Genomic DNA, 14,951 nt, shown 5'->3' with positions numbered 1-14,951 from the left:
GGTTTTTTTTTAGTTAAATTTACAAATGTAAAAATAACACTTATAATTGCACACTAACCAACCTTAAAAAAACCAGTATGATAACAAACCAAAAATTATTTTTTTATTGCAATTTTTTATTGCCAAAAAAAGAATGGCTTTTAGCATTATTAATGCTATTATTTTCTGTTAATACAATGTCCGCTCAGGACAAAGTTATTAATGGAGTTGTTACTTCGGCTCAGGATAAATTGCCTTTGCCAGGAGTAAATATTATGATAAAAGGAACCAAAACAGTTACTACAACTGGTTTTGATGGAGAGTATACGATTAAAGCATCTGCAAATGATGTTTTAGTTTTTTCATTTATAGGATTTAAAAATCAGGAAATAACAATAGGAAACCAATCCAGAATTGATGCAACATTAAGCGAAGACGCTAATAAATTAGATGAAGTAGTAGTTGTAGGTTACGGTACACAAAAGAAATCTGATCTTACAGGTTCTATTAGTGTGGTTGATATGGAAGCTGCTAAAAAAACGGTGACTTACGATCCTGCAAAAATGCTTCAGGGTCAGGTTGCGGGGGTAACAGTACAATCATCAGGTGAGCCTGGAGGATTTGTAAATGTTAAGATTAGAGGTATAAATTCATTCACGAATAATAATCCTCTTTTTGTTATAGACGGAATGATTGTTTCTAATCCTAATGATTTTGCGCCGGGAGATATTGAATCGATGCAGGTTTTAAAAGATGCATCTTCGGCTGCGATTTATGGGGTTCAGGGAGCAAATGGAGTTGTAATTATTACTACTAAAAAAGGTAAAAGCGGAAAATTAGACATTAAATTCAAGTCGCTTGTAGGTTTCCAGAATGTAGCAAGAAAATGGGACTTAACAGACCGTGTAGGATATCAAAAAATCACTACCGCTGCGGAGTTAAATGCTGGATTAACAGTGGCTCCGGGAAATGATCCAAAAAGTCCATCTTACATAAGTAATGTAGATACAAACTGGCAAAATGAAGCTTTCCAGACAGGAATTGTACAAAATCAATCTTTAACTTTTAACGGAGGTGCAGAAAGTCTGGGTTATAATATGAATGTGGATTATTTCAAAAATACAAGTTATTTGAATTCGCCTCAGGATTACGAAAGATTCTCTTCTAATTTGAATTTATACGGAAAAAAAGGAAAATTTAAATACGGTTCTAAACTTGGTTACACAAAATCAGACAAAGAAAACTTTAATGAATATAATGCAGGAGAATCTGCAATTGTAGATTTATTAGGTGCTGTTCCAACAATGCCGGTTTACGATCCAAAAAGACTTGGAGGATATGGCGGAACCGATAACTTAACGCAACGAGCTATTTCGATGAACGTTATTGGGTACAATAATTTGATTACCAATAATGGAAAAAGAAACCGTTTTATTGGTGATATCTGGGGAGAACTTGAAATTGTTCAGGGCTTAAAATATAAATTAGATTTAAGTTATGACAGATTGGATTTTCAAAACAGAAAATTTATTCCGCCAAGTGATTTAGGATGGTATTATATCACAACAAATGATGAAGCTTCTTTAGATGTTGATAATGGAAACCAATCCAGAACATTCGTAAATAATTTATTGACATACGAAATTTCATTAGGGAAACATAAGATCGATGCTTTGGCAGGATGGATTCAGGAAAGAAATGATTATTACAGACACTGGTCAAGAGGTGTTGGTTATATGCCGGGAGAAATCAGCCAGATTCAATATGCTGACGCTACAAGTGCAGGAGAATATAAAAATACAGTTACCAATATCTCGTACTTAAGCCGTTTGAATTACGCTTATGATGACCGTTATTTTATTACCGGAAACTTCAGACAAGATAAAACATCTCTTTTTAGTGAAGAAAATAACACGGGGAACTTCTACTCTTTTTCCGGAGCATGGAAATTAAGCAATGAGAAGTTTTTGCATTTACCAGACTGGTGGAATACGATTAAAATAAGAGGAGGTTATGGTGAATTAGGTAATAACACAATCGGAACTTACGCTTATTCTCCTACAATTAATGCTTTTGCGGGTTACGATTTCAACAATGCATTGGCACCTGGAACAACAGTAATTAGTGCAATTGATCCTAATGTGCATTGGGAAAAAACAGCAACTTCAAACATTGCAGTGGAGTTAGGTTTCTTAGATAATGATTTACAAATTACTGCTGAATACTATCAAAAAAAATCTACCGATTTATTAATTGGTGTTCCATTGCCATACTCAACAGGAGCATTTCCTGCAAGTATTACAACAAATGCGGGGGCTGTAAAAAACAATGGTTTAGAGTTTACAGCAACGTATAACAATAATCATCATGAATTTAAATACAACATCTCTGCCAATTTAGGAACTTTGAAAAATGAGGTTTTACAAATTGGATTAAACGGAAATCCAATTTATGGTGCAGCTTCAAAAACGGAAGTAGGAAGATCTATTGGGGAAATCTATGCCTATCAAACAGCAGGGATTTTTCAAAACGCAGCTGATTTAGCTTCTTCTCCAACACAAACAAATGCAGGTGTTGGTGATGTTAAATTCAAAGATTTAAACGGTGACGGTGCTATTACAGATGCAGACAGACAGTATATGGGAGTTGCGATTCCTAAATACAGCTACGGATTTAATTTTAGTGCAAATTATAAAAATTGGGATTTCTCAATGTTTTGGCAAGGTGCAGGCGGAAACAAAGTATTTAACGGATTGTACCGTAATTTAATGACGGAGCAATACGGAAACAGCAGTGTTGATGCATTAAACTATTGGACGCCAACAAACACAAATACAAACGTTCCTCGTCCGATTATTGGAGATCCAAATGGTAATGCAAGAGATTCTGACAGATTCATCGAAAGTGGAGATTACATCAAATTACAAACTATGGAAATTGGATACCAGATTCCGGTACCAAAAGATCTATTCATTAAAAATGCAAAATTGTATGTAAATGGTCAAAATTTACTGATTATCAGTAAATATAAAGGGTATGATCCTGATTTCAATTACAATGACGGATTATTTTCTCGAGGATATGATGCTGGATCTTTTCCAAATCCGAGAACAGTTTCTTTGGGTGTTGAAGTGACTTTTTAAACTAGCCTAACCAATTAAAAACGAATTAAAATGAAATATAAAATATTTAATTATATAACAGTTTTCTTTTCACTTGCGGTAGTAACTACAAGCTGCGTTGATAATGAAGACTTGCATCAAGTTGACCCTAATGTTGAAACTGCAGCGTCATTTTGGAAAACAGATCAGGATGCTATTGAAGGTGTAAACTCAGTTTACGGTAGTTTATTGACAGATGGAACTTACATGAGAAGTACGCCGCTTCTGTTAGATTTAAAAGCAGACGATACACGTAGTAACAGCCCTTGGGGAGCAATGTACAATGTGGGGCGTTTCAACTCAAACCCAACAGATCCGGCAATTTACGGATGGGCTTTTGAGACTTACTATCAGGGAATTTATCGTGCAAATCAGGTTTTGGCAAATGTTCCAAACATAGAAATGACCGATGCAGCACTTAAAAACAGAATTTTAGGGCAAGCTTATTTTTTAAGAGGATTGTATTTTTTCCATGCGGTAAATATGTTTAAAAAAGTTCCTTTGCCAACAGAAGTTGTGCTTTATACGCCACAAAAAACAGAGGCTGAAGGCTGGGCACAGGTTATTGCAGATTTTAAGAAAGCAGCTGAATTATTACCAACGACATATAATGGTATTGCAGGACTTGATGCAGGTCAAAAAGGTCGTGCTACAAAAGGAGCAGCATTAGGATATTTAGGAAAAGCATATTTGTTTACTAAAGATTTTGCCAATGCGAAAACAACTTTTAAACAAGTAATAGATTTAGGTGTTTACGCTTTAGTTTCAAACTATCGTGATAACTTTACTACAGCAAATGAAAACAATTCAGAATCTCTATTTGAAGTACAATTCAGCAGAGATGCAGGTGGTGTTGATTTAGGATGGGGTGGAGTTCCGGCTTCAGGCTGGGGGAAAACATCTGCAAGAGCAATTACTTATGCACCAAGAGCTTTTGGATGGACAGACGTACAGCCTTCATGGACATTGTTTAATGAATTTCAACAGGAAAAAACAAAAACAGGAGATGTAGATCCTCGTTTAGATGCTACTATCTTCTATAATAAACCAGGTGGAATGCAATTGTACGGAAAAGATTTTGCAACATTTTATGCTACAAGTCCAGCCGATTTAAATGATATATTTTGTAGAAAATATGAAAACTCTGATGGTCAGTTTGCAGACGAATACGATTGGCGTTCAGGAATTAACGAGCGTTTGTTACGCTATGCTGATATCTTGTTAATGTATGCTGAATGTTTAAATGAAACTGGTGATACTCCGGGTGCTTATACTTATATCCAAAAGGTTAGAGACAGAGTTAATTTACCAGATTTAGCAACGACGAAACCAGGAATGACACAAGCACAAATGAGAGATCAGATTGGACATGAAAGATTTTTGGAATTCCCTCTTGAAGGACATCGTTTTGATGATATCCGTCGTTGGGGTTGGTTACAGGATGCTACAAAATTAGCATGGCTGAAATCAAGAGATGTTGAATTTAATTCATATGCTCCTGGAAGAGAATATTTCCCAATTCCGCAATTAGAAATGGACAACAATCCGGGAACAGTTCAAAATGATAGTTACTAAAAATAGCTGTTTAAAAATTTTTCAGTCCCAGTCTCAGTGTAGGCTGTGACTAAAAAACCGAGACTAAAATTTTATTTGAGTTAGTTAGAATTCTTAATATCATGTGAGGGCTTAAAAACCTTCACATGATATTATAACATTAAAACATTATGAAATCGCCATGATCCAAATAAAAAATAATAATAAAGAATGACGATTCCATATTCCAATAAAAAAACAAATATTAACCACTTATGAAAAAAGCACTTTTAATTACATTTCTTGTCACCCTTTGTAATCAGGCAAGTTTCGCTCAAAATGAAACGACAGTTATTACTATAAAAAATACTGTCGATGCTCCAACCATCAACAAAAATATCTACGGACATTTTGCAGAACATTTAGGACGCTGTATTTACGGAGGTTTTTTTGTGGGAGATACTTCAAAAATTCCAAATACAAATGGAGTGAGAAATGATATTGTTGCTGCTTTAAAAGAATTAAAAATTCCAAATTTAAGATGGCCAGGAGGATGTTTTGCTGATACTTACCACTGGAAAGATGGAATTGGACCAAAAGAACAAAGACCAACTATCGTAAACAAATGGTGGGGCGGAGTTACTGAAGATAACAGCTTCGGAACACATGATTTCTTAAACATGTGTGAATTGCTTGGCGCAGAACCTTATTTGTCAGGAAACGTAGGAAGCGGTACTGTTCAGGAATTGGCGGACTGGGTTCAGTACACCAATTTTGGAGGCAAAAGCCCGATGAGTGATTTGCGTAAAAAGAACGGAAGAACAGAACCGTGGAAAGTTAAATTCTGGGGAATCGGAAATGAAGCCTGGGGATGCGGAGGAAATATGACGGCTGAATATTACGCCGGAGAATACCGCAAATTTGCAACCTTCATGTCAGATTGGGAAAATACAGGTGGATTAACCCGCATCGCTTCAGGATCAAACAGTGCCGATTATAACTGGACAGAAGTTTTAATGAAAAATATTCCGCTAAATATGTTAGGCGGAGTTGGAGTACATCATTATGCCGTAATCGACTGGGGTAAAAAAGGCGATGCTGTTAATTATACAGAAGAAGGCTATTTCAAAACCATGCAGTCAGCATTAAAAATGGAAGAGCTGGTGACCAAACACAGCGCGATTATGGACAAATACGATCCAAAGAAAAAAGTGGCAATGATGGTTGACGAATGGGGAGGTTGGTATGAAGTAGAACAAGGATCAAACCCTGGATTTTTATATCAGCAAAATACAATGAGAGATGCGGTTTTGGCCGGAACTACCCTTAATATTTTCAATAATCATGCAGACAGGGTTCGTATGGCAAACCTGGCACAATGTGTTAATGTTTTACAAGCAGTTATCCTTACTGATAAAGCGAAAATGATTACGACGCCAACTTATCATGTAATGAAAATGTACAGTGTGCATCAGGATGCTAAATTATTGCCTGTAAGTTTCCAGTCGCCAAACTATACTTTTAACGGAGAAACACTTCCTGCGGTATCGGCTTCGGCTTCAAAAGATAATAGTGGTGCGGTGCATATTTCAGTAGTAAATGTTGACGCAAAAAATAAAAACAAAATAGAAATTGATGTAAAAGATCTTGGAGTGAAAAGTTTCACAGCAACGATTTTAACAGCGGCAAAATTGCAGGATTACAATTCATTTGACACACCAAATAAAATTGTACCAACAGTTTATAAAGGTTTCGAAAACAAAAAAGGAAAACTTGAAATCACTATTCCTCCTTTCTCAGTTGTTGTTTTAGAAGGAAAATAAAAATAACACAAAATGAAAAAATCAATTTCCATTTTAAAAACAGTTTCGTACTTCGGAATCTTTTTAGTTGCGCTTGCCTCAACTAGTTGTTCAAGTGATGATCCTGCAACACCTGTAACTCCGGATCCGCCGGTGGTTGTGCCTCCAGTTGTGGTTATACCAGATTTCCCGGGGCCAACGTATGCTGATAATTATACATCAATTGCATCTTGGGGAAGCAGATCGCAATGGAATTTGGCCAACGTTCATGATCCATCCGTAGAAAAATCCGGAGAATACTATTATATGTATCAAACCGATGCCTCTTACGGAAATGCGCACGAAGGAAACGGGCATTTTTTCTATAGAAGATCAAAAGATTTAATCAATTGGGAATTCATGGGATCTTCAATGACTCAGGCTCCGGCTTGGGTAAAAGATTCTTTGAACAATAAAAGAGCCAGAATGTCACCGGCTTTGCCTCCAATTACAAATCCGAATTACGGATATTGGGCGCCATGCGTTCGCAAAGTGGGAAATAAATTCAGAATGTATTACAGCATTGTGGTTACAAATCCAATTGTAGGAACAGACACCAATACATCATGGAGCGAGCGTGCTTTTATAGGTCTTGCCGAAACGGATGATTTGGCTTCAAACAATTGGGTTGATAAAGGAATGGTGGTTTGTTCTGAACCGGATGGTGTAAAAAGTTATGTTCGAAACGGAGGAAACGATTGGGATGCATATTTTAAATTCAATGCAATCGACCCGAGTTTCATCGAAACTCCAGAAGGTGAGCAATACCTGATTTACGGTTCATGGCATTCCGGAATTGCAGCCTTAAAACTAAATCCGACAACCGGAAAACCGGATAAATTAAAAACAATTGATGATTACGGAGTTCGTATCGCCGGACGTGGAAATGTTGGTAGCAATCGTTGGCAAGCCCTTGAAGGACCTGAAATTATCTACAATCCGGACACGCAATATTATTATTTGTTTTTGGCTTATGATGAATTATCGGTGGCTTATAACACACGTGTAGCTCGTTCTAAAAATATTTTAGGACCCTATCTTACTAGCAGCGGAAGCAGTATTACAACCGGAGCAGAATGTTTTCCAATGTTGACGCATCCATATTCATTCAAAAATCATACAGGCTGGGTTGGATTTTCGCATTGTGGAATTTTTCAAAACCCAACAACTAAACAATGGTATTATGCTTCGCAGGCGCGTTTGCCAGAAGGAGTTCCGGGAATTAACGCGTCAAATGCAGTAATGATGGGACATGTTCGCGGAATTCAATGGACGGAAGATGGCTGGCCAGTTGTTGAATCTGAGCGTTACGCCGGAGTACCGACAACTACAATTACAGAGGCAAATTTCATTGGAACATGGGAACAGATCACAATGAATTATCAATACAAGACCATTCAAAAAGCAGTAACAATTTATTTAACTGCCGATAAAAAAGTGAGCGGTGATGCAACGGGAACATGGTCGTATGACAGTGCCAAAAAAATCTTAACCGTAAATGGGGTAAAATGTAATGTGTCTGATGCCTGGGATTGGGAATTGGCAACGCGAAAAGTAACGCTGGGCTATTCTGGTTTGACCGCTTCTGGCTTACCGGTTTGGGGTAAAAAAGTGAATTAGGAAAAGAATTAAAATTCCAAATTTTTTTAAATTCCAAATTCCAAATTCCAAAAATAAACAATAGCACAGATTTTAAGAAACTGGCTTGGATTGATAAAAGCTCCAGAGGAGCATAATGTTTATAGCCAATTATTATTGTCGTTGAATAAAAGCTCCAGCGGAGCGATATGTAAGTTCTTTTTAGATTGCTAATATGTCACCCCGATGGGGTTCTTGTGAAAAAACAAATATAATTTCTATAAACATTCCGTCCCGTTGGGACTTATTTATGAAGATTAAAAAAATACGAAATTAAAAGATAAAAATCTGTGTGAAAAACATTTAACGCATAGAAATTATGTCTTAAAAGAAACCATAATGAAAAACCTAATTACAAGCCTTTCACTTTTAGTTCTGATCGCGTACTGCTCAACAGCTGTAGCGCAATCATCAACTCAAATTGATCCGGCGAAATTCAATAATCCAATAATTAAAGATCAGTATACCGGCGATCCTGCTGCCTTGGTTTACAAAGACAAAGTGTATTTGTATGCCGGTCATGACGAAGCTGCCAAAGATTTTAATTTTTATAAGATGAACGAATGGGTAGTCTATTCTTCTTCGGATATGAAAAAGTGGGAGTCGCATCCGGTGCCGTTAAAAGTAACCGATTTTGTTTGGGCAAAAAACGATGCGTGGGCTTCGCAGGTGATTGAAAGAAGCGGAAAATTTTATTGGTATGTAACGGTTTCGCATGGAACTATTCCAGGAAAATCAATTGGCGTAGCAGTGTCAGACAGTCCAACCGGGCCTTTTAAAGATGCGTTAGGAAAAGCGTTAGTAACTAATGATATGACCACGCAAACCAAAATTAGCTGGGACGACATTGACCCGACAGTTTATATTGATGATGATGGTCAGGCGTATTTAATTTGGGGAAACACCGTTTGTCATTACGCTAAATTAAAAGAAAATATGCTCGAATTAGACGGACCAATCCAAACCATAGATTTGCCTCATTTTACCGAAGCACCTTGGATTCACAAGCACAAAGGCTGGTATTATTTATCGTATGCTTATGAATTTCCGGAGAAAATCGCCTACGCCATGAGCAAGTCCATTACAGGTCCGTGGGAGTTTAAAGGAATTTTGAATGAATTGGCCGGAAACAGCAACACAAATCATCAATCAATAATTGATTTTAAAGGACAATCCTATTTTATTTATCACAACGGAGCAACGATACCAGACGGAGGAAGTTTTAGACGATCGGTTTGTGTCGATAAATTATATTACAATAAAGACGGAACAATGAAACGTGTCGTAATGACTTCTGAAGGAATTCAGTAAAAAGTTTTCAGTCGCAGTCACAGCTTTCAGACTCAAATTTAAACACATAGAAACATAGATTTGGCTATGAAAAAAGAATACAAAAAGAAACAAGTTTCTCACACAAAGCTAGATTATGTGTTTAAATAATGAGCAAGTTCATAGACCAAACTTAAATTTTCTTATATCACTTATATGGTTTACAAAAACATAAAATATATCCTTTCTGTTTTAATGATGCTGACTGTTTCAGCGTCATTTGCACAGGAAATTGTCGTACACGATCCGGTTGTCATCAAGCAAAAAGATACCTATTATTTGTTTTGCACCGGAAAAGGAATCAGCGTTTTCAGTTCTAAAGATTCAAAAAACTGGAATAAAGAAGCACCCGTTTTTGCTGAAAAACCTGTTTGGGCAGATGGCGTTGCGGCTGATTTCAAAAACCACATTTGGGCACCGGATATTTCATTTCACAACAATACTTACTATCTTTATTATTCGGTTTCGGCTTTCGCCAAAAATACTTCGGCAATTGGCGTCGCGACGAATACTACTTTAGATCCAAAAGACAAAAATTACAAATGGGTCGATCAGGGAATTGTTATCCAGTCGCAACCCAATCGTGATATGTGGAATGCCATTGATCCGAATTTAATTTTTGATGAAAACAATACGCCTTGGTTATCATTTGGTTCTTTTTGGGAAGGATTGAAAATGGTAAAATTAAACGCCGATTTAAAATCGATTGCACAGCCTCAGGAATGGCATACGATTGCAAAACGCAAAAGAAGTTTTGAATTAGCGGATTCTGATCCGGGCGACGGCGCACTTGAAGCTCCTTTTATTTTTAAGAAAAACGGTTATTATTATCAATTTCTTTCTTGGGATTTATGCTGTCGCGGAGAAAAAAGCACTTATAAAGTTGTGGTGGGAAGATCAAAAAATGTAACCGGACCGTACGTTGACAAAGAAGGGAAATTATTAACCGAAGGCGGCGGGAGCATAGTGGTTCAGGGTGACGAAAATTACTTTGGCGTAGGCCATAACAGCGCCTACACTTTTGACGGGAAAGATTATATTTTTTACCACGCATATGAAAAGAAAACCAATGGAACGCCAAGATTAGTAATTAAAGAAATGCAATGGGATGCCGATTTATGGCCCGTTTTAAAATAGAACATTCTTAATAATGAAAAAATACACTTTCCATATTGTAACGATTTTCATGTCACTTCTGATTTTGATTTCCTGTAAAGAAACCAAAAATGATGCAGTACAATCCAATAAGACATCTGCAGTAAAAGCGGGCTATGAAATTGAGCCTGTAAACATTCAAAATGTAAAATTATCAGATTCTTTTTGGCTTCCAATTATCAAAAGAGTGCAGGAAGTTACGATTGCTTATGCGATTCAGAAATGTAATGAAGAAGGCCGTTTCGAGAATTTTTTAATCGCAGGAAAACAAAAAACCGGAACAGTAAAAGGTCAAATGCCTTTTGACGATACCGATGTTTACAAAATTATCGAAGGTGCTTCAAATACTTTGATCAGCGCACCAAATCCAAAATTAGAACGTGTTTTAGATTCTTTGATTGCAATTGTAAAAATTGGTCAGGAAAAAGACGGTTACTTAACAACGTGGAGAACTATAAATCCGGCAAAACCGCCTTGTACATGGGTTCCGGTTATTGAAGGAAAACGTTGGGAATCACTTCAAATTAGTCACGAGCTATACAATTCAGGACATTTAATCGAAGCTGCTGTCGTGCATTACGAAGCAACAGGAAAAAGAAATTTCCTTGACATCGCCATCAAAAATGCCGATATGTTAGTGCGTACTTTTGGTGATGAACCGGGTCAGGTAAAAGGTGTTCCGGGACATCAGATTGTAGAAACTGGTTTGATTAAATTGTATCAGATAACAGATAACAAAAGTTATTTAAAACTCGCAAAATATTATTTGGACAATCGCGGAAATCCGAACAATCATAAATTATATGGCGAATATGCGCAGGATCATATTCCGGTAATTCAGCAAAATGAAGTGGTTGGTCACGCCGTGAGAGCGGTTTATATGTATGCAGGGATGACCGATATTGCCGCCATGACAAAAGATAAAGGTTATACCGACGCCATAAATAATTTGTGGACGAATATGGTGAACAAGAAAATGTACATCACAGGCGGAATTGGTTCAAGACATGACGGAGAAGCATTCGGGAAAAATTACGAATTACCAAATTTAACCGCTTACAACGAAACTTGTGCTGCGATTGGAGATGTATATTGGAATCACAGATTGCATAATTTATCGGGAGATTCAAAGTATTTTGATGTGATCGAAAGAACGATGTACAACGGATTAATCTCCGGAATTTCATTAGACGGTAAACAATTTTTCTACCCAAATGCCTTAGAAGCTGATGGTGTTTTTAAATCGAACCGAGGTTCTTGCACAAGACAAGCATGGTTTGATTGTTCTTGTTGTCCGACGAATTTAATTCGTTTTGTGCCTTCGATTCCAGGGTTGATTTACTCTAAATCGAATGATGTTTTATATGTCAATTTATATGCTTCAAACAACGCATCTTTCACAGTCGGAAAAACCGATTTACAGATTTCTCAACAAACCGGTTATCCTTGGAACGGAAAAGTTGCCATCGGTGTTAATCCGAAAAAAGAGAGCAAATTCACGATTAAACTCCGTGTTCCGGGTTGGGCAAGAAATGAAGTGTTGCCGGGCGATTTATACACTTATAAAAAAGCTTCGACTCAAAAAGCAACTATTACTCTTAACGGAGAAAAATTAGCGATTCAACCGGAAAATGGATATTTCATCATTAGCAGAAACTGGAAAAAGGGCGATAAAATCAACCTTAATTTCCCCATGGAAGTTCAGGAAGTAGAAACGAATTCGAAAGTAGAAACCAATAAAAATAAAGTCTCTTTAGAATATGGACCAATAGTTTATGCGGTTGAAGAAATTGACAACAAAACCAATTTCGATAAAATCGACGTGACTTCAACAGATACTTTTAAAGTAAAAAAAGAAGCCAATTTATTGCAGGGTGTTAACGTAATCGAAAACTCAAAATTCAAAGCGATTCCCTATTACAGCTGGTCAAACAGAGGAGTGGGGAAAATGAAAGTTTGGCTGGATTATAAGTAGAGAATAGAATATAGAGAATAGAACATAGAACATAGAAAATAGAACATAGAAAATAGAAAATAGAGTCAAGAAGAAAGAATCAAGATTTTCCCTGGATTAAAGATTAAAAGTATTAGAAAAAAATCTGCTCAATCTGCGGAATCTGCGAGAAAAACAAATAAAAATCCGTTTTTATCCGCGTTTTCACTTTAGTGAATCAGTGTAATCCGCGTGCTATAAAACACATTAATTATAAAAAAAATGAAGTCCAATTTAATTACCAAAATTACCCTTTGCGGTTTATTGCTTAACGGCATTTATGCTTCGGCACAAAAAAATAATCTTCAGGTTGATGTTGCAAAAACAGTAACCAAAATTCAGCCTACGATGTACGGAGTATTTTTCGAAGACATCAATTTTGCTGCCGATGGTGGTTTATATGCTGAAATGATTAAAAACAGATCGTTTGAATTTGAACTTCCGATGATGGGCTGGAGCGAACCAAACAGCGACCGACATAAATTAAACGAGCAATCCGGAATCGCAAAAATTGTTCAATATTCTCAAAAAGGAACCAACCACAATTATTGCAGAGTTTCGGTAAACGATCCAAATGGTTACGAAATGATCAATGAAGGTTTCAGGGGAATGGGAATTAAAAAAGACCTGAAATACAATTTGTCTTTAAAAGCGTTAAAAGAATCCGGGAATATTTCTAAAATCAAGATTCAGTTTATTGATAAAAATAAAAAGGTTTTAGGCGAAACTTCCATTACGCCAGCCTCAAAAGAGTGGACCAATTATACTGCTCAATTAACGGCAACAGCAACCGAAGCAAAAGCGAAAATCAGAATCACTTTTGAAGGAAGCGGAGTGATCGATTTAGATGTTATTTCACTTTTTCCGGAAGACACATGGAAAGGAAGAAAAAATGGACTTCGTTCTGATTTAGTACAATTATTATACGATTTGAAACCGGGGTTTTTACGTTTTCCGGGAGGATGTATTGTGGAAGGAAAAACGCTGGCATTGCGTTATCAATGGAAAAAATCGATTGGAAATGTAGAAGACAGAGAAACGATGATCAACCGTTGGAATACCGAGTTTGATCATAAACCGGCACCGGATTATTTTCAGAGTTTTGGTTTAGGATTTTTCGAATATTTCCAGCTTTCTGAAGATATTGGAGCTTCTCCACTGCCAATTTTAAGCTGTGGAATGGCTTGTCAGTTCAACACAGGAGAATTAGTTCCGATGGACCAAATCGATCCGTATGTTCAGGACGCTTTAGATTTAATTGAATTCGCAAATGGCGATGCTACAACAGCTTGGGGAAGAATGAGATCAGATATGGGCCATCCAAAACCATTCAATTTAAAATTCATCGGAGTTGGAAATGAGCAATGGGGACCAGATTATATTGAGCGTTTCAAAGTGTTTCAAAAAGCAATCAAAGCAAAATATCCAAACATTACCATTGTTTCAGGTTCAGGGCCATTTCCAGAAGGAGATTTCTTTGATTATGGAACAGCCGAACTTAAAAAATTGAACGCCGAAATTATTGACGAACATTATTATAAAGATCCGGCATGGTTTCGTAAAAATGTAACGCGCTACGACAATTACGATCGTAAAGGACCAAAGATTTTTGCTGGGGAATATGCGGCGCAAAGTGTTGCAATTGCAAGTCCGTTAAACAAAAACAACTGGGAATGTGCTTTTTCTGAAGCCGCTTTCATGACCGGAATGGAGCGTAATGCTGAGGTTGTTCAGTTGACTTCTTATGCGCCATTATTGGCTCACGTAGAGGGTTGGCAATGGACACCGGACATGATTTGGTTCAATAATTTACAATCATACGGAACGCCAAATTATTATGTTCAGAAGTTATTCTCAAACAATAAAGGAACCGATTTAATCACGATTACGAAAGACGGAAAAGCAGTTACGGGTCAAAATGATTTGTTTGCATCGGCAGTGAAAGATGTGAATTCGAAAGAAGTAATTCTGAAAATTGTGAACACTTCTTCATCGGCACAAAATGTTTCCATTGATGTAAAAGGAGCAAAATTAGACACAAAAGGAACAGCAATAATCCTAAAAGGAGATGGAATAAATGATGAGAATTCTTTTGATGCTCCGATGAAAATCAGTCCGAAAGAAAGCGAATTTAAAGTGAAAGGAAGTCAGGTTCAATATGATTTTCCGGCGTACTCGGTTACTGTTTTAAAAATAAAGATGAAATAATCGCAACAGAATAAATGTATAACCTACGTTTATTTTCTGTTTTGTTTGCAAACCATTGTTTTGATGCATTATCTGCAAAAATTCAAGAGTCGCTTTTTGTTAAGTGTTTTTTAT

8 protein-coding genes are annotated in these 14,951 nt (G+C 36.7%); all 8 read left to right on the top strand.

The genetic code is table 11. The features are described 5' to 3' along the window. Positions 1-77 precede the first annotated feature (77 nt). The 8 genes from J2X17_RS02345 (at position 78) to J2X17_RS02310 (ending at position 14,837) form a co-directional block, all read left to right on the top strand. Positions 78-3,122 carry a SusC/RagA family TonB-linked outer membrane protein gene (locus J2X17_RS02345; protein WP_310294293.1) on the top strand — a complete coding sequence of 1,015 codons (3,045 nt, stop codon included), beginning with the start codon at positions 78-80 and terminating at the stop codon, positions 3,120-3,122. Positions 3,123-3,152: 30 nt separating this feature from the next. Next, positions 3,153-4,715, top strand: coding sequence for a RagB/SusD family nutrient uptake outer membrane protein (locus J2X17_RS02340; protein WP_310294291.1), 1,563 nt, complete (start codon positions 3,153-3,155; stop codon positions 4,713-4,715). 233 nt (positions 4,716-4,948) lie between these two features. Further along, positions 4,949-6,496, top strand: a complete 1,548-nt coding sequence (locus tag J2X17_RS02335) for an alpha-N-arabinofuranosidase (protein ID WP_310294289.1) — start codon at positions 4,949-4,951, stop codon at positions 6,494-6,496. Between the two features lie 12 nt (positions 6,497-6,508). Further along, positions 6,509-8,134, top strand: coding sequence for an arabinan endo-1,5-alpha-L-arabinosidase (locus tag J2X17_RS02330; protein WP_310294288.1), 1,626 nt, complete (start codon positions 6,509-6,511; stop codon positions 8,132-8,134). A gap of 357 nt (positions 8,135-8,491) precedes the next feature. After that, complete coding sequence (locus J2X17_RS02325) at positions 8,492-9,463, top strand: glycoside hydrolase family 43 protein (protein WP_310294286.1); 972 nt, start codon at positions 8,492-8,494, stop codon at positions 9,461-9,463. Between the two features lie 174 nt (positions 9,464-9,637). Beyond that, the gene (locus J2X17_RS02320) at positions 9,638-10,618 is read left to right on the top strand and encodes an arabinan endo-1,5-alpha-L-arabinosidase (RefSeq protein WP_310294284.1); all 981 of its coding nucleotides are present in this window, start codon (positions 9,638-9,640) and stop codon (positions 10,616-10,618) included. A gap of 13 nt (positions 10,619-10,631) precedes the next feature. Continuing rightward, positions 10,632-12,611 (top strand): glycoside hydrolase family 127 protein, encoded by a 1,980-nt coding sequence (locus J2X17_RS02315; protein ID WP_310294282.1) that lies wholly within the window; start codon positions 10,632-10,634, stop codon positions 12,609-12,611. A gap of 240 nt (positions 12,612-12,851) precedes the next feature. Next, a complete protein-coding gene (locus tag J2X17_RS02310) occupies positions 12,852-14,837 on the top strand; it encodes an alpha-L-arabinofuranosidase C-terminal domain-containing protein (RefSeq protein ID WP_310294280.1) in 1,986 nt (661 codons plus the stop codon). Positions 14,838-14,951 lie beyond the last annotated feature (114 nt).

Origin of the sequence: Flavobacterium aquidurense (genome assembly GCF_031458035.1) — a bacterium.
Lineage (GTDB): Bacteria > Bacteroidota > Bacteroidia > Flavobacteriales > Flavobacteriaceae > Flavobacterium > Flavobacterium aquidurense_C.
The sequence above is the reverse complement of the archived record's forward strand: the minus strand, read 5'-3'. Positions and strand labels throughout refer to the sequence as shown.

What these genes read in the sequence shown, in the direction of transcription:
- J2X17_RS02345 (WP_310294293.1), top strand. Translation starts at nt 78, where the DNA reads ATGATAACAAACCAAAAATTATTTTTTTATTGCAATTTTTTATTGCCA.
- J2X17_RS02340 (WP_310294291.1), top strand. Translation starts at nt 3,153, where the DNA reads ATGAAATATAAAATATTTAATTATATAACAGTTTTCTTTTCACTTGCG.
- J2X17_RS02330 (WP_310294288.1), top strand. Translation starts at nt 6,509, where the DNA reads ATGAAAAAATCAATTTCCATTTTAAAAACAGTTTCGTACTTCGGAATC.
- J2X17_RS02315 (WP_310294282.1), top strand. Translation starts at nt 10,632, where the DNA reads ATGAAAAAATACACTTTCCATATTGTAACGATTTTCATGTCACTTCTG.
- J2X17_RS02325 (WP_310294286.1), top strand. Translation starts at nt 8,492, where the DNA reads ATGAAAAACCTAATTACAAGCCTTTCACTTTTAGTTCTGATCGCGTAC.
- J2X17_RS02310 (WP_310294280.1), top strand. Translation starts at nt 12,852, where the DNA reads ATGAAGTCCAATTTAATTACCAAAATTACCCTTTGCGGTTTATTGCTT.
- J2X17_RS02335 (WP_310294289.1), top strand. Translation starts at nt 4,949, where the DNA reads ATGAAAAAAGCACTTTTAATTACATTTCTTGTCACCCTTTGTAATCAG.
- J2X17_RS02320 (WP_310294284.1), top strand. Translation starts at nt 9,638, where the DNA reads ATGGTTTACAAAAACATAAAATATATCCTTTCTGTTTTAATGATGCTG.